Source organism: Thermodesulfobacteriota bacterium (assembly GCA_030583865.1).
Lineage (GTDB): Bacteria > Desulfobacterota > GWC2-55-46 > GWC2-55-46 > GWC2-55-46 > UBA5799.
Window position 1 is genome coordinate 970,120 of sequence record CP129479.1, and the last position, 24,125, is coordinate 994,244.

At 58.1% G+C, this 24,125-nt stretch carries 24 protein-coding genes and 5 tRNA genes; all 29 read left to right on the forward strand.

Annotated elements, in window-relative coordinates:
• Position 1: 1 nt before the first annotated feature.
• The 29 genes from QY316_04570 to rpoB all read left to right on the forward strand — a co-directional run bounded on the left by QY316_04570 (position 2) and on the right by rpoB (position 24,022).
• A complete protein-coding gene (locus tag QY316_04570) occupies positions 2–1,816 on the forward strand; it encodes a hypothetical protein (GenBank protein ID WKZ33681.1) in 1,815 nt (604 codons plus the stop codon).
• Between the two features lie 70 nt (positions 1,817–1,886).
• Positions 1,887–3,605 carry a hypothetical protein gene (locus QY316_04575; GenBank protein WKZ33682.1) on the forward strand — a complete coding sequence of 573 codons (1,719 nt, stop codon included), beginning with the start codon at positions 1,887–1,889 and terminating at the stop codon, positions 3,603–3,605.
• Between the two features lie 9 nt (positions 3,606–3,614).
• Positions 3,615–4,064: a hypothetical protein gene (locus QY316_04580; GenBank protein WKZ33683.1), complete on the forward strand. Its 450-nt coding sequence runs from the start codon at positions 3,615–3,617 to the stop codon at positions 4,062–4,064.
• 9 nt (positions 4,065–4,073) lie between these two features.
• Complete coding sequence (locus tag QY316_04585; GenBank protein ID WKZ33684.1) at positions 4,074–4,400, forward strand: hypothetical protein; 327 nt, start codon at positions 4,074–4,076, stop codon at positions 4,398–4,400.
• A gap of 2 nt (positions 4,401–4,402) precedes the next feature.
• A complete protein-coding gene (locus QY316_04590) occupies positions 4,403–4,636 on the forward strand; it encodes a hypothetical protein (GenBank protein WKZ33685.1) in 234 nt (77 codons plus the stop codon).
• A gap of 13 nt (positions 4,637–4,649) precedes the next feature.
• A complete protein-coding gene (locus tag QY316_04595) occupies positions 4,650–5,003 on the forward strand; it encodes a M15 family metallopeptidase (GenBank protein WKZ33686.1) in 354 nt (117 codons plus the stop codon).
• A gap of 156 nt (positions 5,004–5,159) precedes the next feature.
• Positions 5,160–5,375 carry a DUF2905 domain-containing protein gene (locus QY316_04600; protein ID WKZ33687.1) on the forward strand — a complete coding sequence of 72 codons (216 nt, stop codon included), beginning with the start codon at positions 5,160–5,162 and terminating at the stop codon, positions 5,373–5,375.
• A 134-nt stretch (positions 5,376–5,509) separates the two neighbouring features.
• Complete coding sequence (gene lpxC / locus QY316_04605) at positions 5,510–6,427, forward strand: UDP-3-O-acyl-N-acetylglucosamine deacetylase (GenBank protein ID WKZ34076.1); 918 nt, start codon at positions 5,510–5,512, stop codon at positions 6,425–6,427.
• A 246-nt stretch (positions 6,428–6,673) separates the two neighbouring features.
• The gene (locus QY316_04610; GenBank protein WKZ34077.1) at positions 6,674–7,612 is read left to right on the forward strand and encodes a PhoH family protein; all 939 of its coding nucleotides are present in this window, start codon (positions 6,674–6,676) and stop codon (positions 7,610–7,612) included.
• Positions 7,612–9,324, forward strand: a complete 1,713-nt coding sequence (locus QY316_04615) for an HDIG domain-containing protein (protein ID WKZ33688.1) — start codon at positions 7,612–7,614, stop codon at positions 9,322–9,324. The genes QY316_04610 and QY316_04615 overlap by 1 nt, the downstream gene beginning before the upstream one ends.
• Complete coding sequence (gene ybeY, locus QY316_04620; GenBank protein WKZ33689.1) at positions 9,314–9,655, forward strand: rRNA maturation RNase YbeY; 342 nt, start codon at positions 9,314–9,316, stop codon at positions 9,653–9,655. The genes QY316_04615 and ybeY overlap by 11 nt, the downstream gene beginning before the upstream one ends.
• A 5-nt stretch (positions 9,656–9,660) precedes the next feature.
• A complete protein-coding gene (locus QY316_04625; GenBank protein WKZ34078.1) occupies positions 9,661–10,176 on the forward strand; it encodes a YIP1 family protein in 516 nt (171 codons plus the stop codon).
• Positions 10,177–10,185: 9 nt separating this feature from the next.
• A complete protein-coding gene (locus QY316_04630) occupies positions 10,186–10,914 on the forward strand; it encodes a diacylglycerol kinase (GenBank protein WKZ33690.1) in 729 nt (242 codons plus the stop codon).
• A complete protein-coding gene (lnt, locus tag QY316_04635; GenBank protein WKZ33691.1) occupies positions 10,911–12,437 on the forward strand; it encodes an apolipoprotein N-acyltransferase in 1,527 nt (508 codons plus the stop codon). Before QY316_04630 ends, lnt begins: the two co-directional genes overlap by 4 nt.
• A 3-nt stretch (positions 12,438–12,440) precedes the next feature.
• A protein-coding gene (gene prfB, locus QY316_04640; protein ID WKZ33692.1) for a peptide chain release factor 2 occupies positions 12,441–13,554 on the forward strand; the annotation gives its coding sequence in 2 pieces (ribosomal slippage) (positions 12,441–12,509 and positions 12,511–13,554; 1,113 coding nt in all).
• A gap of 447 nt (positions 13,555–14,001) precedes the next feature.
• Positions 14,002–14,076: transfer RNA gene (locus QY316_04645), tRNA-Thr, on the forward strand.
• 260 nt (positions 14,077–14,336) lie between these two features.
• Positions 14,337–14,421 (forward strand) — tRNA-Tyr (locus tag QY316_04650).
• 17 nt (positions 14,422–14,438) lie between these two features.
• Positions 14,439–14,512 (forward strand) — tRNA-Gly (locus QY316_04655).
• Positions 14,513–14,565: 53 nt separating this feature from the next.
• Positions 14,566–14,641: transfer RNA gene (locus tag QY316_04660), tRNA-Thr, on the forward strand.
• Positions 14,642–14,681: 40 nt separating this feature from the next.
• Positions 14,682–15,881, forward strand: a complete 1,200-nt coding sequence (tuf, locus tag QY316_04665) for an elongation factor Tu (GenBank protein WKZ33693.1) — start codon at positions 14,682–14,684, stop codon at positions 15,879–15,881.
• 184 nt (positions 15,882–16,065) lie between these two features.
• Complete coding sequence (rpmG, locus tag QY316_04670; protein WKZ33694.1) at positions 16,066–16,215, forward strand: 50S ribosomal protein L33; 150 nt, start codon at positions 16,066–16,068, stop codon at positions 16,213–16,215.
• Between the two features lie 82 nt (positions 16,216–16,297).
• A tRNA-Trp gene (locus QY316_04675) sits at positions 16,298–16,373 on the forward strand.
• A 33-nt stretch (positions 16,374–16,406) separates the two neighbouring features.
• A complete protein-coding gene (gene secE, locus QY316_04680) occupies positions 16,407–16,598 on the forward strand; it encodes a preprotein translocase subunit SecE (GenBank protein ID WKZ33695.1) in 192 nt (63 codons plus the stop codon).
• Positions 16,599–16,690: 92 nt separating this feature from the next.
• The gene (gene nusG, locus QY316_04685) at positions 16,691–17,221 is read left to right on the forward strand and encodes a transcription termination/antitermination protein NusG (GenBank protein ID WKZ33696.1); all 531 of its coding nucleotides are present in this window, start codon (positions 16,691–16,693) and stop codon (positions 17,219–17,221) included.
• Positions 17,222–17,381: 160 nt separating this feature from the next.
• Positions 17,382–17,807, forward strand: coding sequence for a 50S ribosomal protein L11 (gene rplK, locus QY316_04690; GenBank protein WKZ33697.1), 426 nt, complete (start codon positions 17,382–17,384; stop codon positions 17,805–17,807).
• Between the two features lie 4 nt (positions 17,808–17,811).
• Positions 17,812–18,507: a 50S ribosomal protein L1 gene (gene rplA / locus QY316_04695; GenBank protein WKZ33698.1), complete on the forward strand. Its 696-nt coding sequence runs from the start codon at positions 17,812–17,814 to the stop codon at positions 18,505–18,507.
• A 241-nt stretch (positions 18,508–18,748) separates the two neighbouring features.
• A complete protein-coding gene (gene rplJ / locus QY316_04700) occupies positions 18,749–19,282 on the forward strand; it encodes a 50S ribosomal protein L10 (protein WKZ33699.1) in 534 nt (177 codons plus the stop codon).
• A gap of 55 nt (positions 19,283–19,337) precedes the next feature.
• The gene (gene rplL / locus QY316_04705) at positions 19,338–19,721 is read left to right on the forward strand and encodes a 50S ribosomal protein L7/L12 (GenBank protein WKZ33700.1); all 384 of its coding nucleotides are present in this window, start codon (positions 19,338–19,340) and stop codon (positions 19,719–19,721) included.
• A gap of 155 nt (positions 19,722–19,876) precedes the next feature.
• Complete coding sequence (gene rpoB, locus QY316_04710) at positions 19,877–24,022, forward strand: DNA-directed RNA polymerase subunit beta (GenBank protein ID WKZ33701.1); 4,146 nt, start codon at positions 19,877–19,879, stop codon at positions 24,020–24,022.
• Positions 24,023–24,125 lie beyond the last annotated feature (103 nt).

Below are 24,125 nucleotides of genomic sequence, written 5' to 3' on the forward strand. Positions count from 1 at the left end.
AATGGAAGACCATCGCATAATGTATGACGAGGAGATGGTGGGGGCCGGGCACCCCGCAAAGGCCGATACGCTCAACAGGCTGGCGCTAACAGAGCACAACCCGGACGGGACGCATAGGGACACGAACGTATATCCGGACTTCCTGACCAAGGGCCCGTGGGTGGACGTGAGGGCGTTCGGGGCCGCTGACGACGGCACTGACGACAGCGAGGCCATACAGGACGCCATAGACCATATCGAGAGTCTCGGCGGCGGGACGGTTCTCCTGGGGCACAATCACGGCATAGGAAGCTCTATCGTCATTCCCGTAGGCGTAGACGTTATAGGGCATGGAAGGGGTACGACCATTTCGATCCTGCCTGGCGCATCCCTTACGGGCGATTTCGCCATACTCGTCAACAGCACTGACGGCTCGGGGTGGACAGCCCCTTATGCGGCTGCTCCCTGCAACCGCATCGGCAACTTCAAGATAAAGAACGACAACCATGCGACCGTCACCTGCCGGGGCATGTTCGTGGCCTCGGGCGCTGAGATTTTCGACATAAGGACGGATAACCTTCACCAGACCATAAAGACGACCTCCCAATACCTCGACCTCCTGACCTTGAGGCGAATCGCCTGTATGTACAGCAGGGGAGACGACTATCCCATAGAGATTGACAACCTGGGCGACGGCCTCGATATCTCGCAGGTAATTTTCACTGGAACGGGAGAGTGGCACTCGAACACGAAAGGGCTTTCCGTCAAGGGCTGTAACGGTGGCCAGGTCGGGAAGCTCATTGCAGGGAAGCACCAAATAGTCAACAGCGTGGGCGTAGTTTGCTCAGGCTGGCACAGCGAGGCCGAGGACGGCGTGATACTCACGATAGACAATAGCTCAGTCGTCCTCGATGGAATGTACCTCTGGGCAGGGAACGCGCCGAGAATTAAGCTCGTCTCGACGGTTGACAACCAGCATACGGTTTCCCTGCGGAACGTGAACTTCATTGTCAGGCATGACGAGATGCCGGACTCATACGACTGGTACGACTTGCAGACGCATCCGAATTTCCTCGTAACGGTCGAGAATTGCGGGAAGCTGGCCACGAAGATAGGGAACATAGCCCTTGCGGATGTGGGCGGTATGCTGGTCAAGGACAGTACGGGAGCCGCCCTTTCCTCCTGGAACAATTACTCGCATCTCTTGAGCAAGCGCGGCGTAATAGGATACCGGGAGACCCCGGAGCTTGACCACGCCTTCGACTGCGGGAGCGGGAACATATTCGTCGTATCGGCGATTCAGACCAACGTGGCTGTCACATGGGGCGAGGCGACAGGGACTTACTACTACAGGTGCCAGCTCCTCTATGACCCTGTGAGGATGGTGGGGGTGAGCGATTCGGGGAGCGAGTCAAGTCTTGCCCTTATCGAGGACGGAAACGGGGTCCTAATTACCATCACCTTCGGCATCCGGAAGCGGAACGCCATTTTGAGGGTCTACCGGGGAACTACTACCAACACCTATGACAAGTATGCGGACATCCCCCTCCTGGCCATAGAGCGGCTCTATGACGACGGGACGTATGTGAACGGCTACCCCTGGCAGGAAAGAAGCGCCGGGGCCGTGGACACGCTCTTTGCGGACCCGGTTTCGATTAAGTGGGCCGGGGCCTTGCTTGAGATGCGGGGCGCGGCCTCAGACCCCACGGCAGGGACATGGAAGGCGGCGGACATTATTTATGCAGGAGCACCCACGCCAGGGGGGAAAATAGGGCGGGTTTGCGTTACCGCCGGGACACCGGGGACATGGAAGCCCTGGGGCGGGATAGACGCATGAGCTTTTGTACATGTCATTTGAGGAACGCAATTCAGGGCCGGGTAACGAGATCTCCGGCAGGGGAGCCGGGATGGCGATAAGTCTCACAAAGAGATTCATGCGCGAGCTTGAGAGGGGAGTCAATTCGCCCAATGTGGTCGTGGAACTCGTTCTTGACGGCGGCACGGTCCGCTTCGGGTACCACGGGAGGAACGGGCACCCGATAATAAGGTTCCTGGCAGGCGGAGAACACGCTGCCGACGGGAGCGCGTTCGCAGCCGGAAGCGACGAGCTACCGGGTGTTGTACCGGCGCTCAAGGCTGTATCCTCGCTACAGAACAGGCTAGACCCCAGGGCCGGGTACTCGACCAGAGGACAACTTACCGCAATCATATCCGGAAGGGAGAACTTTACTCCCATTATTTCGGGGAAGTTCCTGAAGAACAGGCGAGCCGTCCGTAAGGACGGGTTCCTGGCCCCTGGTTTCACCTATCCCGACTACGCAGCGACGTTCTCGGGGAAGATTATAGACTGGTCCAGAAAGGGCGACGAGCTTACCATAGTCATCGCTGACGACTTGAAGGACGCGTCCGCCAAGATACCCGTAGAGAGCGAGTCCAGGACCGAAGCGATCGATTACACCGGGATGAACCCGGTCGACATAATGGCCGATATCCTCATAAACCGGCTCGGCATAGACCAGTCTTTTGTAGACCTCGGCGGCTTCGAGCAGGAGCGGGACATGTGGCTTGCCGGATGGCGCTTCGACAGGGTGCTCACGGAACCCAAGGAGGCCAACCAGTACCTGAACGAGCTGCAATCAGAGACTAATTCGTTCATCGTCCATGACGGAGAAAAGGTCTCGCTCAAGGTCTTCGCCCCGCCAGCGCCCTGGCAGGATGTAGAGGAATGGACGGACAGGACCATACTTGAGGGCTCCTTCAGCCTGAAGAGCGGCTCGCGCGAAAGCTTCTACAACAGGATAGTGGTCTATTACGACTATGACGAGTCCGGCGGGGACAGGGAGGAGAACTTCGAGTCCGCCATAATCGCGGCGGATGCTGCATCGCAGGACCAGTCCGAGTGGAACGAGGTAAGCACCAGGGTGATAAAGAGCAGGTGGATGCGCTCGCTGGCCTTTTCCCAGCCGGAAGGGATAAGCGGGTTAAGAGTCTATCATGTCTCCAAGGGCAACGGGTCGGGAGAGGGGAACCTATTTTACGACAGCACGGCGATGGCCCTTTACTGGAGGGCGCCCGGCGGCCTTCAAGGAGAGCCTGTAAGGCTCTCGCAGGACGGCAAGTACCAGGTCTTCGATACCGACAGGAACAGATACATACGGGTTATAGCGGTGATTTCGGAGCTGCCATACTCGGATGCGAGCGCCCCGGTCCTGATAACCGGCGGAAGGGGCGAGACGCATGCAGCGGCGCTCGCCCAGAAGCTCCTTAGCAGGTTCCGCGACCCTGTCGCCACCGCGAGCTTCGAGATAGACATGAACAGCATCGCCTTCATGGACCGGTTCATAAAACCATCCGACCTCAAGGACTGCACTACCGATGAAGCCTGTGGCATGGGAAGGACCGGCTGGGTAAGGAACCGGCTCATGCTTACGAGCGTAAGGCCGGATTTTTCGACGCACAAGGTCTCCGTCGAGGCCGTGGAGACCAAGATGCACAGGAGATACGCCTTTATAGCCGCGTGCGGCCAGAACGATTACGGGGAAGCCTCGGGAAAAGAGAGGGCATACGGATTCGTTGGCGGGGCAGGAAACTCGACAGGCGGCGAGGACGGATATTATATCTGGTAGGAGACCATCATGGCAGACCCGACGTATGACTGGAACGAGATAACCGAGGCGCAGACCGACGCGGACAGCCCCATTGACACGGCCCTTATGGAGGGGATAAGGCGGAACCTTGAGCATCTGAGGGAGTGGATGGGCGAAAGCTTTACCCCGGCAAGGGACCACGACCATGACGGGATGAACAGCAAGAGCGTCCTGCTCGCCGATTCGGTCGTGACGGTTGCCAAGCTCAACCTCATGAGTGGGAGCTTTTCAGCCGCGAGCGGGGGCGACTTCTACATAAGCGTCAGCAGGTATTCCCATGTCCCGAGCCTTACCAAGCTCGGCTCGGTTTACAATGTGCAGCTCTTTCTCCAGACGGACATGCATTCCACGGTTTCCGATATGCACGAGGTGCTCGTCCGTGCGCCGATCGGAAACGGCGAGACCTTTCACGTATTCTGGGACTATCACGCAGGCTAAGGAGGCGTTATGTATTCAGAGGTTTTACACGACGGTTCTGGCAACATCAAGGCATGCTACTGCGCAGACACTCTGCCTGTCGAGGCAAACGCCCCGATGTTCAGGTTTACAGGGGTGCCGGACGGGTTTGCGCACGCAAGGCTCAACATAGATACTCTCACCGCGATGGAGATAGAGGCCGGGTGCGGGACAAGGGCCGAGCTCGACGGAGGCGGCAACCCTGTGCTTGTGAACGTGGACAGGACCATGTACATAATGGAGAACTTCGTCGTGGACCTCGAAGCGGAACTCGCCCATGAGGGCCTGGTCCTCCGTGGCATAAAGAAAAAGGGGTAGACATGGACGCTCAGGGGAGGAAGGCTGCGGAGGAGATGGCGGAACTAATAGCGGAGAAGCTCTCGTCGAGTTTCGGGGCCTGCGCCTTTACGCCTTCCGAGCAGGAGGCCGTGAAGGACCTCCTTAGGACCAAGAGGAACGCGGTAAGGGCCTTCCTCTGGATATGCGGGGCGGTCATGCTCTGGATAATCAAGGACGTATACGTTTACCTTGCGGGGCATCTCACGCTCAAGTAGGAGACGATACCCTATGGAGCTTTCAGAGAAGCAGAGGCGGTTCACGGCCCGGGTGGCCGAGCTTATAAGGTTCGCTTACTCGAACGGCCTCGAGCTCACACTTGGAGAGGCATACAGGACAGAGGAGCAGCAGAAGCTCTATCTAAAATCCGGGAAAAGCAGGACCATGGCCTCGCCCCACAGGGAACGGCTAGCGGTGGACCTTAACCTCTTTATCGGGGGAAAGTACGTCTCGGACGGGGAGGCCTACAGGCCGCTCGGCGAGAAATGGGAGTCGCTCGGTGGAAGGTGGGGCGGCAGGTTCGGCGTGAGGAAAGAGGAATACGGGACAAAGGTCGGCTGGGACGCAAACCACTTCGAGTATTAAGGCCCTTACTTCCCCTTTCTGTTGACAGGCACCTGGCGCGAACCTATACTTAAGTAAGGTTCGCGCCCGCTCAGGGCCACTGAGTTGCGGGGCTGGCTCTACTGGCGGAAAGCGCCTGGATTCCAATGGGTTTCGCCCTTTAAGTTAAGGCCGTTTATGCCAGGAGTCGGCAAGACCTTAATCATAATAGGTATAATCATACTGATCATCGGGCTTTTCGTTTCTTTTGGCCCGAGGATACCGTATCTTGGAAAGCTGCCAGGAGACATATATGTAAAAAGGGACAATTTCGTCTTCTATTTCCCGCTTGCCACGTCCATTATTGTGAGCCTTGTCCTGACACTCATGCTATATCTCTTCTTCAGGCGATAGTTGTTGCAAAAAAGAGAAAAATAATCCTTTTTTGGTATTAAAGCTACACTGTCGCCATCTTGCAGGACAAAAATACCTGAAAACAAAAGGTTTCCTTCATGGCATACTTATTGCTACATACAACGTCAATGATGATGCAGCAGACTTTGAAAAACATAATAGAGTTCAGGGGGATCGGGCTCCATACCGGCAGGGAAGTGAACGCCAGGCTCGTCCCTTCCTGCGGAGATTCCGGAATAACCTTTTTCAGGCGCGACCTCCCGGGCGCTCCTGCCATAAGGGCGGTCTCCTCAAACGTTATATCCACGTCATACGCTACCACGCTCGGGGCGCGTGGCGCTACCGTCTCCACCATAGAGCACCTCATGGCGGCTTTCTATGGCATGGGCGTTGATAACGCGATAGTCGAGCTCGACGGACCGGAAGTGCCTATTCTCGACGGAAGCGCCACCGGGTTCGTCGGAATGATAGAGTCCGCCGGCCTTGTCCAGCTTTCGATGCCGCGGCGGTACATGGTCGTAAAGAAGCCCATAAAGGTCATCGAGGACGATAAATACATCTTCCTGCTCCCTTCGGACGGTTCCGGGCTCTCGATAAATTATTCAATAGACTTTGCGCACCCGTTCCTTGCGAAGCAGTCGTTTTCGAGGCCCTTCTCGAAAGACGTCTTCAGGAAAGAGCTCGGAAGCGCACGCACATTCGGCTTTCTCAAGGACGTTGAGATGATGAGGGCCAACGGCCTCGCGAAGGGCGGTTCGCTGGACAACGCCATAGTAATAAGCGATAACGAGATACTGAACGAGGGCGGGCTAAGGTATCCGGACGAATTCGTCAGGCACAAGGTCCTCGACCTTATGGGCGACATAGCCCTTGTGGGGGCTCCGCTCATAGGCAACATCGTAGCCTACAGGTCGGGCCACGCGCTTAACCATAAGCTCGCCCAGGAGATATGGAGAAAGCCGGGTAAATGGGAGTTCATGGACTCCCACTCATGGGACGACGGCATACACGCTCCGGCTCCCGTGCTCATGGAGAAGATGGCGAGCGTTTAGCGCCACTGGATAGATATGGAAAAGCCCCTTGCGGGGCTTTTTTTTTGCCTTCGCGGCCAAGGCGCGACAGGAACGCTTTGATTGCAAAAATGCATGATTTATGTTAATATTTTAAACTGATGTGAAATGGGATAATCCCTGTATCGGCCCCTCTACGGAGGGGTTTTGAATTCAAATACGAGAATGAGCTTGGAAAAGAACGGTATCGTAAAGAAGCAGTTCGCCTTCGAGGACAACAGCCTTGCCGTGCGTCTTTTCGGCGAGGGCGGGGAGAGCCTCAGGCGATTCGAGAAGAAGCTCGGGGTCGAGATCAACAGCAGGGGCTCGCTCGTGACGATTAGCGGGACCCCCGAAAAGGCGGAGCTCGCGGAAAGGCTCCTTAAAGAGCTCTATGATCTCCTGGCCAGGGGCTATCCACTCTACCAGCACGACCTGGACTACGCCCTGAGGATGGTCCTTGGCGACAAAGACGTGAAGCTGGCCAACGTATTCATGGATACAATCTACGTCTCGTACCGCAAGAAATCGATAGCCCCCAAAAGCGTTGCCCAGAAAAAGTACATAGACGCCATCAGGGAGAACGACATAGTATTCGGCATAGGGCCTGCCGGCACAGGCAAGACCTATCTCGCGATGGCAATGGCTGTCGCGGCCCTTACCAGCAAGGAAGTTGACAGGATAATCCTCACGAGGCCCGCAGTTGAAGCGGGAGAGAAGCTCGGGTTTTTGCCCGGCGACCTCGCGGCCAAGGTCGACCCGTACCTGAGGCCGCTCTATGACGCGCTCCACGACATGATGGATTACGAGAGGGCGCAGAAGCTCCTTGAAAGGGGAACGATAGAGGTGGCGCCGCTCGCCTTCATGAGGGGCAGGACCCTGAACGACTCCTTCATCATACTCGACGAGGCCCAGAATACCACGATCGAGCAGATGAAGATGTTCCTTACGAGGCTTGGCTTCGGCTCCAAGGCGGTGATAACCGGCGACATAACACAGATTGACCTGCCCCTTGCCAAGCCCTCGGGGCTCGTGGAGGTGCAGAAGATACTTGAGGGCGTGGAAAGGATAGAGTTCACAACCTTCTCCGAGACCGACGTGGTAAGGCACCCCATAGTGCAGAAGGTCGTAAAGGCGTTCGAGAAGATGGAGCAGAAAAGGAAAGCAGCGGCAGCGGAGGGCGCCTGATGCAGTCCAGGCAGGAACCGGTCTCTTCGAGGAAGAACCCGCGCCAGTTCGGGGACGCGGCCAAGGTTATAGGGCTTATGCTGGTCTTGAGCCTCCTGGCCACGGTGCTCTTTTTCCCTAACCTGACATTCCGCGGCTATGAATACGCCGCCGGCGAGGTCGCCCGCACGGATATCAAATCGCCGGTCGAGGCCAAGGCCGACGGGCTGGTCGTGAGAAAAGGAGAGACTGTCGTCCGGGAAGGGCAGGTCCTTACCGAAGACGACCTCATGAAGCTCCTCCTTATCGAGGAGTCCGTAAGGAAGGAGAAAACCGGGCTTCCGGCAATCGGGTTTTTCGTATTGACGGCGGTCCTCTTTGCCGTAAGCTATTACTTCTCCAGATGGAACATAAGGAAGTTCGCCTCTTCGGCCAAGGACATCCTTCTTCAGGCTACGGTCCTTTCCGGCGTACTCGTCATCATAAACCTCTCCGATACCGTCGCCCTGGTCATGACCGACCTCCTCCCCGGTTCAGCTTCGGCCTACAGGTACGTGGTCCCGGTCGCCATAGGCCCGATGCTCGTAAGGCTTCTCCTCAATTCCGAGACCGCCTACGTCTTCGCTGCCGTAAGCTCGATAATCACCGGGTTCTTCATGGGCGGGGTCGAGATGGCGGCCTTCGCCTTTGCGGGCGGAGTAACCGGGGCGGCTGGCGTAAGGCACTGCACTCACAGGTCGATAGTCATCAAGGCCGGTTTCGTGCTCGGCATAGTAAATGCCGCCGTCCTCCTCTGCATCTCCGCTTTGAAGGGCGGAGCGTTCGGCGGGCCGGTGCAGCTCGTATTCACCGGGCTCCTTAACGGCCTCCTGGCCTCGGTCCTGGCCATAGGCATCGCCCCGCTCCTGGAAGCGGTCTTCCAGTACACGACTAACATCAGGCTCCTTGAGCTCTCCAGGATGGAGCACCCGCTCCTTAAGGAGCTCGCCATAAAGGCCCCCGGCACGTACCACCACTCCCTTATGATCGGCACCCTGGCCGAGGCCGCCGCGGAGTCGATAAACGCAAATCCGCTGCTTGCCCGCGTCGCCGCCTATTACCATGACATCGGCAAGCTCAGGATGCCGCAGTATTTCATAGAGAACACTTCGGGCGAGAGCAGGCATGACAAGCTCAGCCCTTCCATGAGCGCCCTCATACTGTCGAGCCACGTAAAGGAAGGGGCGGACCTTGCCGGGAAATACAGGCTCGGCGCAGAGATAACCGACATAATAAGCCAGCACCACGGGAGCGCCGTAATAACGTATTTCTACCAGAAGGCAAAGGCCATGGAAGGGGACTCGGAGGTCAAGGAAGGCGACTACCGCTACCCGGGGCCCAAGCCGCAGACCAAGGAGGCCGGCATCATAATGCTGGCCGACGCCATCGAGGCCGCGAGCAAGACCCTGCCCGACCCCAGCCCGGACAGGATACAGTGGCTTACCCAGAAGATAGTGAACAGGATATTCTCCGACGGGCAGCTGGATGAATGTGAGCTGACGCTCAAGGACCTAAACGCAATAACGAAGAGTTTCAACAGGGTCTTTGTCGGGATGTACCACCAGAGGATCGAGTACCCGGAGCCGGTCGACATCTTGAAGGAGAAAGGCATTGAAGGTCCTGGTGCAGGGAAAAAAGCGGCGGACGACGGCAAAAAGGATGGCAGAGACCGCCTTAGAAGGCTTGGGGTATAAGGACCGCGAGCTTTCGGTCCTTTTGACGGACGACGCAGGCATAAGGGAGCTTAACTTGAGGTTCAGGGGCAAGGACAAGCCCACCGACGTGCTGAGTTTCCCGATGGAAGACCCCTCGCTCCTTGGAGATATCGCCATATCGATGGAGCGGGCCGGCGCGCAGGCCGCCGAATTTGGGGTAAGCGAGGACGAAGAGCTTGCAAGGCTCCTCGTTCATGGTATATTGCACCTTGCGGGCCACGACCATGTAAAGGGCGGCAGGCAGGCCAGGAAGATGAAGGAGAACGAGGAGACGCTCATGCGCCTTCTCAGGGAAAAGGGGCTTTATTGATAAGGATGAAGGTCTGGGGGGATTTCAGGAAGTACCTGCTGAAAGCGATAGAGATCGTAAAGCTCAGGAAGGAAGCGGCCAGGGAAGCCGGCTCGGACGAGGCGGCCCTGATCCCCGGGATACTGGTCCTGGCAATAGGCGGCCTGGCCGTGGCCATAGGGGCGATATTGCAGGGCGGCGCAAGCTCGCCGGTGGAGGCCGTTTTTTTCCTCTTCCTCGCGCCGGTACTCAATATCCTGGTCTTCTCTCTGTTCATATCCGTATTCCACGCCGTTGCGAGGCTTTTCGGCGGCAAAGCCTCGTTCCAGTCCTATTACAGGGCCGCGGCACTGGCTTCGATCGTAAGCTGGGCTCAGGCCATCCCAGTCGTCGGCTCCTTTATCGGCATATGGGGCATACCGGTGAACGTCATAGTCCTCGAGGGCGTCCATGGGTTGAAGCGCCTCGAGGCCGCCGCGGTCGTCTCCCTCATGATGGCGGCGGCCATGGGTCTTCTTTATTTTGCCGGCCTCTTGGGCTAAAATAGTCAAATGGACAGAAAAGAGGTCACAAGGCCGAAGAACTGGTTCGAGAGCCTGAACTACGCCATCGAGGGCGTAATCTACGCCTTCAAGACCCAGAAGCACATAAGGTATCATTACCTCATCGCCGCAGCCGCGCTCTTCACAAGCCTTTTCCTCGAGCTCCCGATGACCGAGTTCGTCCTCTTCACAATGGCGGTCCTCTTTCTCCTTTTCGCGGAGATGGTCAACACCGCCCTGGAGGAGATAGTCAACCTGGTCGAGGAGAAGCACCACATGACCGCCAAGAACGCCAAGGACGTGGCTGCCGGGGCCGTGCTCATAGCCTCGGTCGGGGTAGCGGTCATGGTCTACACGATATTCTCCAAGTACCTTCACGAGCCCATCGGCGTGGCCATACGCGAGGCGCGGGCCTTCTCCGTGCACATAGCCGTAATATCGCTCCTCCTTGTCCTCATATCGGTCGTGTGCCTGAAGGCGCTCACTCGGAGGGGGAGGCCGCTCCACGGCGGGATGCCGAGCGGGCACGCGGCGGTCGCGTTCTCCATCTTCACCAGCATAACCGTGCTTACGCTCGACCCGACGGTGGCGATACTCGCCTTTGCGCTCGCTTTCATGGTGAGCCATTCGAGGCTCCTGGGCGGCATACACTCGAAGCTCGAGATATTCCTGGGGGGCCTCCTGGGGTTCGGCCTGACGCTCCTCGTCTTCAGGATATTCTTCATGACTCTGCAATGAAAAAGCTCATCCTTGCAGCGGTTTCGGGCGTGGCCCTTGTGCTCGCGTTCCCGCCCTTCGGGCTGGGCTTTCTTGCGTGGTTCGCGCTCGTCCCGCTCTTGATAGCGCTCGAAGGAGAGGGGCGGCTGAGGGGTTTTTCGCTCGCCTTCGCATCCGGCTTCGCTTTCCATCTCGGCTCCGTGTACTGGGTCGTCCACTCGATGCATAACTTCGGTGGAGTGCCTATTGCCGCCAGTATCGGTGTCATGCTCCTGCTGGTCCTGTACCTGAGCCTTTTCTGGGGCGCCTTCGGCTTCGTCTTCTCGCTCGCGTCCAGGCTCGATAATATCGGAAGGCTCCTCGTCCTCCCTTCCGCCTGGGTCGCGCTCGAGTTCCTGAGGGGGCACCTCTTTACCGGCTTCCCCTGGGTGCTCGCGGGATATACGCAGGCCGGGTATCTGCCGCTCATACAGGTGGCCGACACTACCGGGGTATGGGGGGTCTCGTTCGCGGTGGTCGCGGTGAACGCGGCGCTGGCTTCAGTTGCCGGGCATCTCCTCCGTAAAGAGGAGGGGATGCCGCCCTTGCTTCCGGCTGCCGTTGCGGCAGCGCTCGTCCTCTCGATGGCGTCGTACGGCTTTGTCCGGATGAAGGCGGTTGACGGGGAAGTGCGGAGGTGGAGCGGCATAAAGGTCGGGATAGCGCAGGGCTCAATAGACCAGTCGGTCAAATGGGACGGCAGGTACCAGGAGAGCACGATAGACATATACAGGGGGCTTACCTCGCTCGCCTCGGACCGGTTGGCGCACCTTGTCGTATGGCCGGAGACCGCCATCCCCTACTACTATGAGCCGGACCAGATAGAGAAGGGCCCGGTTGGGGAGCTTGCGAGGAAAACGGGGTCGTACGTATTGACCGGGGCCCCCTCTTACACTTATAATCCGGTCTCGAATTCGGTACAGTACTTTAACAGCGCCTTTCTCCTGAATGCCGTGGGCGAAACCGTCGGGAGATATGACAAGTCGCACTTAGTGCCGTTCGGCGAATATGTTCCGCTCCGGGGCATATTGCCGGTCAAGAAGCTCACGGCAGGCGTAGGCGATTTCACGGAGGGGCCCGGGCCTCTTCCGATACCGTTCGAGGGGGGCGGCATAGGGGTGCTCGTCTGCTTCGAGTCCATATTCCCCGAGATAGCCAGGGGGCAGGTAAAGGCCGGGGCTACAGTGCTCGTCAACCTGACGAACGACGCGTGGTTCGGGCATACGTCGGCCCCGTACCAGCACTTCCAGATGTCTGTATTGAGGGCCGTGGAGAACAGGTCGTTCCTCGTCCGCTCGGCCAACACCGGCATAAGCGGGTTCATAGACCCTAACGGCAGGGTGAGGGAGGCGACGGGCCTTTTTGAGAGGACCGTCCTTGTGGACGAGGTGCGGATGCGCTCCGGCGCGCCGACATTTTATACGGCTTACGGCGACCTCTTCGCGTGGGGCTGCTCGATAATCGCCGGTGTCTTCACCGGAACAAGTTTAAGAAGGAGGAAATGAACAATGTTCGAGGAGCTCAAGGAAGACCTGCACGGGGTGCGGGAGAGGTATAACGAGCTAAGGAGCTATCTTTGACCAGGCTTCCAGGGCTGATGAACTGAAGGAACTCGATGCAAGGCTTTCGGACCCCGCGGTGTGGGCCGACCCTGAAGAGGCGCAGAAGCTCACGAAGAGGAAGGCCCAGCTAACCTCGGGGCTGGACGTCATCGGCAGGATAGGCGCTTTGGTCGAAGAGGCCGAGGTCCTTCTCGAGCTCGCGGACGAGGCGCATGACGACTCCGTGGCCAGGGAGTCCGGGGAGAAGCTCAAGGAGGCGAGCGAGGCCATAAGGAAGGCCGAGGTCCAGAGGATGCTCTCGGGCGAGCACGACCGCTCGAACGCCATCGTCTCCATACATCCCGGCGCGGGCGGCACAGAGGCGCAGGACTGGGCGGAGATCCTCTTACGGATGTATCTCCGGTGGGCCGAGTCCAGGGGCTACGCTACAGAGGTGCTCGACTACCAGCCGGGCGACGAGGCTGGGATTAAGAGCGTCACATTCACCGTCTCCGGCGAGTACGCTTACGGGTACGCGAAGGCAGAGGGCGGCGTGCACAGGCTCGTGCGGATTTCCCCCTTCGACGCCAACAAGAGGAGGCACACGTCTTTCGCCTCGGTGTTCGTGTATCCCGAGATCGAGGAGGACGTCGAGGTCGAGGTGAACGAGGCTGATTTGAAGGTCGACACCTTCCGCGCAAGCGGCGCCGGCGGGCAGCACGTCAACAAGACCGATTCGGCCGTGAGGATAACCCACGTCCCGACCGGGATAATCGTCCAGTGCCAGAACGAAAGGAGCCAGCACAAGAACAGGGCCGTTGCGATGAAGCTTCTCCGCTCCAGGCTATATGAGCTTAAGCAGAAGGAGCAGGAAGAGAAGATGCAGGAGTTTACGAAGGAGAAGCGCGAGATCGCCTGGGGAAGCCAGATAAGGTCATACGTCATGCAGCCATACAGGCTCATAAAGGACCACAGGACCGGCTACGAGACCGGGAACATAGACCCGGTGCTAGACGGCGCGCTTGACCAGTTCATAGAGGCGTACCTTCAAGCCTTTGCCGGCAAGGGTTTGAAAAAGTAGTATTTCGGGCCATTTGCGGGGAGTAGCCGCTGTCATTATGGTATGCCGGCATCCCTGCCTTGAGGCGCATGGAAAATAGTAGGCGCACTTGCGGCAGGTTATGATATACTTATAAATTGTGGCAACCTCTAAAAATTGAGTCTTTTCCCCGGACTCTGTGTCAGGCCGGGAATAAAAATGCTCACATATTATCATAATATGCTCCGCTTTTTATTCCCGGCCTTCCTTGATTGCGTGGAAAATCTCTAGTTTTTAGAGGTTGCCTTGCGCGACTCTATCGCGCGGACGCAGCAGCATCTCCGATTGGCCTGTTTTTTCTCTTAGCCCGCCGGAAAAAAAGCCCTTGACAAGGCAGAGGTTGTGTTTTATATATTAAAATTCTGTTTTCGCCGTCAGGAGAGGCGTGGTACGCCTTTTTTCCGGTTTTGTGCTTTCTCCAGTTTTCACGCTGGCGTAGCTCAACGGTAGAGCAGCTGATTTGTAATCAGCAGGTTGCGGGTTCGAATCCCATCGCCAGCTCCAGTTGAGATTCGGCGGTCTTTACCGGCCTGGCAATGTCCGGAGGATTTAAGTGGCTGGTCATCTCGCCTGGTCCCATTCTCCAGGAGTCGAACTCGACCTTTGAACGAACCAGGCCCGATCGTAAGCCGGGCGCATCCGAGCCCTCGTCGGGCCGGGCGAGCGAATAGCAAGGTATCCCGCCCTGCGGTCAGCGGGCGGGCGGCTTGAACCCGTTTCCTGAATGGCGAGCCGGTACAGGAAGTTTCATACAGCTTGGCAATGGAGAGGTTCCCGAGCGGCCAAAGGGGGCAGACTGTAAATCTGCTGGCTCAGCCTTCGGAGGTTCGAATCCTCCCCTCTCCACCATTATATCAGGATTTCGCGCGGGTGTAGTTCAATGGTAGAACTCCAGCCTTCCAAGCTGGATGCGTGGGTTCGATTCCCATCACCCGCTCCATTTAAATATAACGGCGACTGCGCCGGAGCGCAACCGGAACCTGAAATCTATACGCCCATGTAGCTCAGTTGGTAGAGCACTTCCTTGGTAAGGAAGAGGTCAGCGGTTCAATCCCGCTCATGGGCTCCAACTGACCCGAAATCAAAATATATTCTGCCTGGAGGAAAAAATGAGCAAGGCTAAATTCGAGAGAGGCAAGGCGCACCTTAACGTAGGCACGATAGGCCACGTTGACCACGGGAAGACCTCGCTTACCGCGGCGATAACCAAGGTCCTTAGCTCGAAGGGGTACGCGGAGTTTCTTGCGTACGAGAACATAGACAAGGCGCCCGAGGAGAGGGAGAGGGGAGTAACGATCTCCATATCCCACGTCGAGTACCAGACGGACAAGAGGCACTACGCGCACATAGACTGCCCGGGCCACGCGGACTACATAAAGAACATGATAACGGGCGCGGCGCAGATGGACGGCGCGATAATGGTGGTCTCCGCGGCTGACGGCCCGATGCCGCAGACGAGGGAGCATATACTCCTTGCGAGGCAGGTTGGGGTTCCCTACATAGTCGTATTCCTTAACAAGGTTGACATGGTAGACGACAAGGAGCTTCTGGACCTTGTGGAGCTCGAGGTGAGGGAGCTTCTGAACCAGTACAAGTTCCCGGGTGACGAGATCCCGGTAATAAAGGGGAGCGCCCTTAAGATACTGGAGTGCGGGTGCGGCAAGAAGGAATGCCAGTGGTGCGGGGCGATACACGAGCTTACCGAGGCGCTGGACACCTATATACCGGAGCCCAAGCGGGAAGTGGACAAGCCTTTCCTGATGCCTGTCGAGGACGTCTTTTCGATATCCGGGCGCGGCACCGTGGTGACGGGCAGGGTCGAGAGGGGCATTGTAAAGGTAGGCGAGGAGATCGAGATAATAGGGCTTCGTCCGACGACGAAGACTACCGTTACGGGAGTCGAGATGTTCAGGAAGCTCCTGGACGAGGGGCGCGCCGGCGACAACATCGGGGCGCTCTTGAGGGGCACGAAGAAGGAAGAGGTTGAGAGGGGCCAGGTGCTGGCGAAGCCCGGGTCTGTGACTCCGCACACGAAGTTCAAGGGCGAGGTCTACATCCTCACGAAGGAGGAGGGAGGCCGCCACACGCCGTTCTTCAACGGCTACAGGCCGCAGTTCTACTTCAGGACGACGGACGTCACTGGCATCGTGACCCTTCCCGAGGGCACGGAGATGGTCATGCCCGGAGACAACATAAGCATAGACGTGGCGCTCATAACGCCGATAGCGATGGAAGAGGGCTTGAGGTTCGCGATCCGCGAGGGCGGAAGGACGGTCGGAGCGGGCGTAGTCACCAAGATAACCGAATAACATTTGGCGCTGCTAAAAATTGCTCTTTTCCCCGATCTCTTCGTTAGGGTGGATTTGAAAATGCTCACATATTTACATATATGCTGCGCTTTTCAATTCCACCCTGCCTCGACCTCGGGAAAAATATCAAATTTTTTAGAGGCACCAGTAAATTGGCGGGCCATCGCGTGCCGCGGAGGATGAGATGAGGGACATAATAACCCTGGCCTGCACCGAGTGCAAGCGCAGGAATTATTCGACTACCAAGAACAAGAAGACCACGCCCGACAGGCTTGAGCTCAAGAAATTCTGCAAGTTCTGCCAGAAGCACACGGTGCACAGGGAGACAAAGTAGTTTTCATGGCCGGGGAATCCCGGCAGGGCCTTGCCACGCCTCCGGCATCTCAGCCGGGGGCTTGAATATACAACCGGGCGACAGGGCAGTAGCTCCAACGGTAGAGCGGCGGTCTCCAAAACCGCATGTTGGGGGTTCGAATCCCTCCTGCCCTGCCATTTTTTCCGGGCAGGGGAAAGAGAACGGGCTTGATGGAAAAGATAGACAAGGCTAAAGAGTTTCTGGCCGAAGCCAGGCAGGAAATAAAGAAGGTAACCTGGCCCACGAGGCAGCAGACCATGACCTCCACCTGGGTGGTGCTCGCGGTCACGTTCATCCTCGCTTTGTTCCTCGGCCTGGTGGACATGGCTTTCGCGAAACTGGTCGGCCTGATATTGAAATAAAGGCAGAAAACTCAAGATCACATTCAGGCTGCTCAAAAAAGCTCAAGATGCGGCAGACCGGGTTTTTTCAGCAGCCTGCCAAGAGGGTGTAGATGGGGAGAAAGTGGTACGTAGTCCATACCTATTCCGGGTATGAGAACAAGGTAAAGGCCGCGCTGGAGGAGAAGATAAAGACCTCCGGCAGGGAAGAGCTTTTCGGAGAGGTGCTTGTCCCTTCCGAAAAGGTAGTGGACATGGTAAAGGGCCAGAAAAGGACCACTTCGCGCAAGTTCTTCCCCGGCTACATCCTCATCAATATGGAGCTTAACGACGAGACCTGGCATCTCGTCAAGGGCATTCCCAAGGTGACCGGGTTCGTGGGCGGGCAGGAGACGCCTCCGACCATCTCCGAGGAGGAGGTCCACAAGATTACCCGCCAGATGGAAGAGGGCGCCGTAAAGCCGAAGCCCAAGGTGAGCTTCGAAAGGGGCGAGAACGTGAGGGTCATCGACGGCCCGTTCACCAACTTCACTGGTGTCGTGGAGGAAGTGAAGCCCGACAAAGGGAAGCTACGCGTTCTGGTGAGCATATTCGGCAGGGCCACCCCTGTCGAGCTGGATTTCGTACAGGTCGAGAAGTCCTGACCGGGGCCGGTTTGGTAACTGAACGGTTTCATCCAAAGCGGGCGACTCTGGTGGAGACGCGATAAAAGAGGATTCAACCACACCGGCTGGAAGACGCGGTGATGACGCGACCGGAGGCCTGAAAAGCCGATTGCACGGTCCGGAATAGCGAGAGGAAGAGATGGCAAAAAAGGTAACAGGACAGGTAAAGCTCCAGATACCTGCCGGCAAGGCGAACCCTTCGCCCCCGGTCGGCCCGGCGCTCGGCCAGCACGGCGTCAACATAATGGAGTTCTGCAAGACGTTCAACGCCAGGACCCAGGCCCAGGACGGTATGATCATACCGGTGGTCATAACCGTATACTCCGACAGGTCGTTCTCGTTCATAACCAAGACCCCCCCAGCTTCCGTGCTGCTTTTGAAGGCCGCAGGCGTCGAGAAGGGCTCGAAGGAGCCCAACAAGACGAAGGTGGCCAAGGTAACGAAGAAGCAGGTAGAGGACATAGCCAAGCTCAAGATGCCGGACCTGACGGCAGGGAGCCTCGAAGCGGCGATAAAGACCGTCGAGGGCACCGCGCGGAGCATGGGCATCACGGTGGAGGGTTAGAGCGATGGGAAAGAGATACGAGGCAGCCAAGGCGAAGGTAGATGCCGATAAGGCTTACGAATTAGAAGAGGGTTTCACGCTGGTCCCCGAGACCATATGCGCAAAGTTCGACGAGACGGTCGAGGTCTCGGGCAGGCTCGGGGTCGACCCCAAGCACCCTGACCAGATGGTGAGGGGCACTGTCGTCCTACCGCACGGCATAGGGAAGACCGTCCGTGTGCTGGTCTTCGCCAAGGGCGAGAAGGCCGTTGAGGCCCAGGAGGCCGGGGCCGATTACGTCGGCGCCGAGGACCTCCTTGAGAAGGTATCCAAGGGCTGGCTGGACTTCGACGCGATTGTGGCGACTCCTGACATAATGGGCGCGGTCGGAAAGCTCGGAAAGGTGCTGGGCCCCAGGGGGCTCATGCCGAACCCCAAGCTCGGCACCGTTACATTCGAGGTCAAAAAGGCGGTTTCCGACCTCAAGGCCGGAAAGGTCGAGTTCAGGGTGGACAAGGCCGGGAACATCCACGTGCCGGTCGGGAAGGCTTCCTTCGGCGCCGTTAAGCTCAAGGAGAACTTCCTCGCGCTCATGGAGGCCATCGTAAAGGCAAAGCCCGCGGCGAGCAAGGGCACTTATTTGAGGAGCCTTTTCCTCTCCACGACCATGGGCCCGAGCATCAGGCTCAACCCTGTCGAGGTAAGGAACCTCTTTAAGTAGTTTTGACGTGAGCACCAGGCGGGCCGGGGCGTTCAGCCCCGGGCGCTTTTTCACCAAACATAGCGGTCAAAGACAGTAGGGGCTCAGGCTTAAAAATCCTACCGAGGCCATAGGCGCGGAATCGTGGGCCCGATCATGGGGTCCCGCGGTGCGAGGGAGACGTATTCCTTCGCGCCGGCTTTATTTTTGCCTTGTGACTCTTCTGTCTTTTGATCGCAAAAAGACAGAAAGGAGGAAAGAGTTGGACAGGACTGAGAAGACCAGGATCGTTGAAGAAGTCCAGGAGAGCTTCAGGAAGGCGAACGCGACCTTCATAGCCGAGTACCAGGGCATAAAGGCTTTGGAGATGAACGAGTTCAGGAAGGCCCTGAGGGACGCCTCGATGGAGTTCAGGGTCGTAAGGAACACGCTCGCCAGGCGCGCCGTCCAGGGCACCGAAATCGAGGGCATGGCAGCGGACCTCAAGGGGCCGACCGCCATCGCGTTCAGCTTCAAGGACCCGGCAGCGGCGGCCAAGGCGCTCGTGGAGTTCACCAAGACCCAGCCGAAGCTCAAGTTGAAGACAGGCACCCTCGGCGCCAGGGTACTCAGCATCGCGGACATAAGGGGCCTCTCGGAGCTCCCGTCGAGGGAAGTGCTCCTCGGTAAGATGCTCGGTTCCATGAAGTCCCCGGTCACCGGAATAGCCGTGGTCCTGAGCGCGGTCCCGAAAAAGCTCCTTTACGCGCTCAATGCCGTGAAGGAGAAGAAGGCCGCCGAGGCGGGAGCGGCTTAACCTTTAACCAGCTTACAAAAAATTATAGAATAACCTGTTTGAGGAGGGATTTACGATGGCCGACCTGAAGAGAGAAGACGTTATAAAGTACATCGAGAACATGACCGTTCTCGAGCTTTCCGAGCTTGTAAAGGAGCTCGAGGAGAAGTTCGGCGTTTCCGCTGCCGCGCCAGTGGCCGTGGCTGCCGCCGCCCCCGCAGCCGGCGCCGCCCCCGCAGCCGCAGAGAAGACCGAGTTCAACGTGGTCCTGAAGGACGCCGGGGCCGAGAAGATAAAGGTCATCAAGGAAGTAAGGGCCATCACCGGCCTCGGCCTCAAGGAGGCGAAGGACCTGGTCGAAGGCGCGCCCAAGACCCTGAAGGAAGGCGTCTCCAAGGACGAGGCGGAGAAGATAAAGAAGCAGGTCGAGAGCGCCGGCGCCAAGGTGTCGGTCGAGTAGGCTACGCTTAAGCCTCTTGCAGCAATACGCCACTGGAGGCGCCGTGACGGCGCCTCCGCGGCCCGAAGGGCCGCAGCCAATCTGATGGGCCGTCCGCCGGATTATCCGGCGGACGGCTTTCATCCCACAGGATTCCAAAAAGGAGTTGCTAAAATATGGCTTCCTCTAAACATATATCCGCACAGGTCTTGAGGAAGGACTATTCCCGCATAGGGAAGGTAGTTAGCATGCCGAACCTCATCGAGGTTCAGAAGAAGTCCTTCGTCTATTTCCTCCAGACAGAGGCGAAGCCCGAGGACAGGAAGGACATCGGCCTGCAGGCCGTATTCAAGGGCGCCTTCCCGATAAAGGATTTCAGCGGCACCGCCTCGCTCGAGTTCGTGAAGTACTCGCTCCTCGACCCAAAGTACACTGTCGACGAGTGCCACCAGAAGGGCATGACCTACGCCGCGCCGATAAAGGTGCTGGTCCGCCTCATAATGTGGGACAAGGACGCGGAGACCGGTGCGCAGTCCATAAGGGACATAAAGGAGCAGGAGGTATATTTCGGCGAGATCCCGCTCATGACCGAAAACGGGAGCTTTATTATTAACGGCACGGAGCGGGTCATCGTAAGCCAGCTCCACAGGTCTCCCGGCGTATTTTTCGAGTTCGAGAAGCCCAAGGGGTTCACCGGAAAGGTGCTCTTCACCGCCAGGGTCATCCCCTACCACGGCAGCTGGCTCGATTTCGAGTTCGACCAGAAGGACTGGCTCTACGTCCGCATAGACAAGCGGAGGAAGATGCCGGCCACAATACTTTTGAAGGCCCTCGGGTATTCGATCGAGGAGATGCTCAATTATTTCTACCCGAGCGAAGAGATAGTCCTAGAGAACAAGAAGATAATGAAGAGCGTCGAGCCCGACTTCCTCGTCGGCCAGAAGGTGAGCAGGGACATAAAAGACCCGGCCACCGGCGAGGTCATAGTCAAGAAGGACAGGAAGTTCACGAGGCTCGTCCTTAAGAAGCTCGTGGCCGCGGGCGTCAAGTACATACCCGTCGAGGTCGAGGACATCGTGGGCCGCATAGCCTCGACCGACATAGTGGACCCCAACACCGGCGAGGTAATACTCGAGTGCAACCAGGTGCTCTCCAGGGACAAGCTCGACGAGATATCGAGAAGGGGCATAACCTCCTTCAAGCTCCTCCTCATCGAGGTCATGGGGAACTTCTTCAGGGAAACGCTCCTCAACGACAGGATCGGCGGCGAAGACACGAGGCCGGTCATCGAGTTCAGAAAGGAGAACCCTGACGACCCGGTCACCAACATGACCCTGAACGCCAGGATAGAGATATACAAGAGGCTGAAGCCCGGCGACCTGCCGACCGTGACGACCGCGAACGCCTTCTTCCACGACCTCTTCTTCAACCACGAGAGGTACGACCTCTCCAAGGTGGGCAGGCTCAAGCTCAACAGGAAGCTCGGCTTCGACGTGGACCTTGACATCACCACCCTCCGGAAGGAGGACATACTCGAGGTCGTCCGCTACCTCATTCTCCTCCGGAACGGCCAGGGCATGGTCGACGACATCGACCACCTCGGTAATAGGAGGGTGCGCTCGGTCGGGGAGCTCCTGGAAAACCAGTACAGGATAGGGCTCTTGAGGATGGAAAGGGCCGTCAAGGAAAGGATGAGCCTAGGCGAGCTCGAAACGCTCATGCCGCACGACCTCATAAACCCCAAGCCCGTCTCCGCTGTCATAAAGGAGTTCTTCGGCTCATCGCAGCTTTCGCAGTTCATGGACCAGACGAACCCGCTTTCCGAGGTCACTCACAAGAGGAGGCTCTCCGCCCTCGGGCCGGGAGGCCTCACAAGGGAGCGCGCGGGCTTCGAGGTCAGGGACGTGCACGCCACCCACTACGGCCGCATATGCCCCATCGAGACGCCCGAGGGACCGAACATCGGCCTCATAGTGTCGCTTTCGACCTACGCGCGCGTAAACGACTTCGGCTTTATCGAGACCCCGTACAGGGAAGTGAGGGACGGCAAGGTCACGAACAGGATCACCTACCTCTCGGCGCTCGACGAGGAGGACCACGTTATCGCGCAGGCGAACGCGCCCATTGACAAGGACGGCAAGTTCGAGAGCGAGTTCGTCTCGGCCAGGAAGGGCGGCGAGTTCATAATGGCGCGTCCCGAGGACATAACCCTCATGGACGTGTCCCCGAACCAGCTCGTCTCGGTCGCCGCTGCCCTCATACCGTTCCTTGAAAACGACGACGCGAACAGGGCGCTCATGGGCTCGAACATGCAGAGGCAGGCGGTGCCGCTCATACAGACCGAGAGCCCGCTGGTTGGCACCGGCATGGAGGCGGTAGTCGCCAAGGACTCGGGGGTCACTGTTCTCGCTAAGAACCCCGGCGTCGTCGAGAGCGTGGACGGATCGAGGATAGTGGTAAGGAACAACGCCGCCGGCGTCGACATATACAACCTCACCAAGTTCAGGAGGTCGAACCAGAACACCTGCCTTAACCAGAAACCCGTGGTCTTCAAGGGCGACGTTATCGAGGAAGGCAGGGTCATAGCGGACGGCCCCTCGACCGACAAGGGCGAGCTCGCGCTCGGCAAGAACGTCATCGTCGCCTTCATGCCCTGGGGCGGGTACAACTTCGAGGACTCGATACTCCTTTCCGAAAGGCTCCTGCGCGACGACGTCTTCACCTCGGTGCACATCGAGGAGTTCGAGGTCGTGGCCAGGGACATAAAGCTCGGAAAAGAGGAGATTACGAGGGACATCCCCAACGTCGGCGAGGACGCGCTCCGTAACCTCGACGAGAGCGGGATCATCAGGATAGGCGCCGAGGTGATGCCCGGCGACATACTCGTGGGCAAGGTCACTCCAAAGGGAGAAACGCAGCTTTCGCCCGAGGAGAAGCTCCTGCGCGCCATATTCGGCGAGAAGGCCGAGGACGTGAAGGACACCTCTCTCCGCGTGCCGCCCGGCATCGAGGGCGTGGTCATAGACGCGAAGGTCTTCTCGCGGAAGGGCGCGGAAAAGGACGAGAGGAGCAAGTCCATCGAGGACAGGGAGGTCTCCAGGCTCGCAAAGGACCGCGAGGACGAGATAGGCATAGTAAAGGAGTCCATATACTCGAGGGTCAGGAAGCTCCTCCTCAACAAAAAGTCCCATGTCCGGATAGCCGACAGGAAGGGCAACACGCTCTTAAGCAAGGGCAAGCCCATCACGGACGAGATACTGGACACCATACCCCAGTCGAGGTGGCATGAGATAATCCCTGCCGACGAGAAGTCCGAGGCCGAGGTTTCGGAGCTCCTGGCATCCCTCAACGAGCAGATAGACCTCATAAAGGCCGTCTTCGACGAGCGGATAAACAGGTTGAAGAGGGGAGACGAGCTCCCGCCCGGCGTCATAAAGATGGTCAAGGTCTATATCGCCATGAAGAGGAAGATCTCGGTCGGCGACAAGATGGCCGGACGCCACGGGAACAAGGGCGTCATATCGAGGATACTCCCCGAGGAGGACATGCCATACCTCGCGGACGGAACGCCGGTTGACATCGTGCTGAACCCGCTCGGCGTCCCCTCGCGTATGAACATCGGCCAGATACTTGAGACGCACCTGGGGTGGGCGGCCAAGAACCTGGGGAACGCCATAAACGCCATGATCGAGAAGAGCTCGAACCCCAACACCCTCAGGGAGAGGATAAAGAAGATATACTCGAACAACGAGTTCAGCAGGTTCGTGAACGCCCTCTCCGACGACGAGGTGCTGGATGTGGCCCGGAGGCTTTCGGGCGGGGTCCGCATCGCAAGCCCCGTCTTCGACGGCGCCACGGAAATGGACGTAAAGAACGACCTCCAGGCCGCGGGGCTCCCGAGGAGCGGCAAGATGGTCCTCTACGACGGCAGGAACGGCGAGGCATTCGACCAGGAGGTGACTGTAGGGGTCATGTACATGATGAAGCTGCACCACCTCGTCGACGACAAGATACACGCGCGCTCGACCGGCCCGTACTCGCTCGTCACCCAGCAGCCGCTTGGCGGAAAGGCCCAGTTCGGCGGCCAGAGGCTCGGAGAGATGGAGGTCTGGGCAATGGAGGCGTACGGCGCCGCGCACAGCCTCCAGGAGTTCCTGACGGTCAAGTCCGACGACGTGCCGGGCAGGACCAAGATGTACGAGTCGATCGTGACCGGAAGGTATACGCTTGAGCCCACGATCCCCGAGTCGTTCAGCGTCCTCATAAAAGAGCTCCAGAGCCTTGCGCTGGACGTGAACCTTATCGAGGAAGAGAAGGATTAAGTAACGGTCCGGCAACCGCCGCCCGCTGAACCGGGCGGCCCGAACCAGCTTAAAAGGAGGTTGACTTTGGAAAGCCTTGCGGCTTTGTTTGAAAAGCATAAAA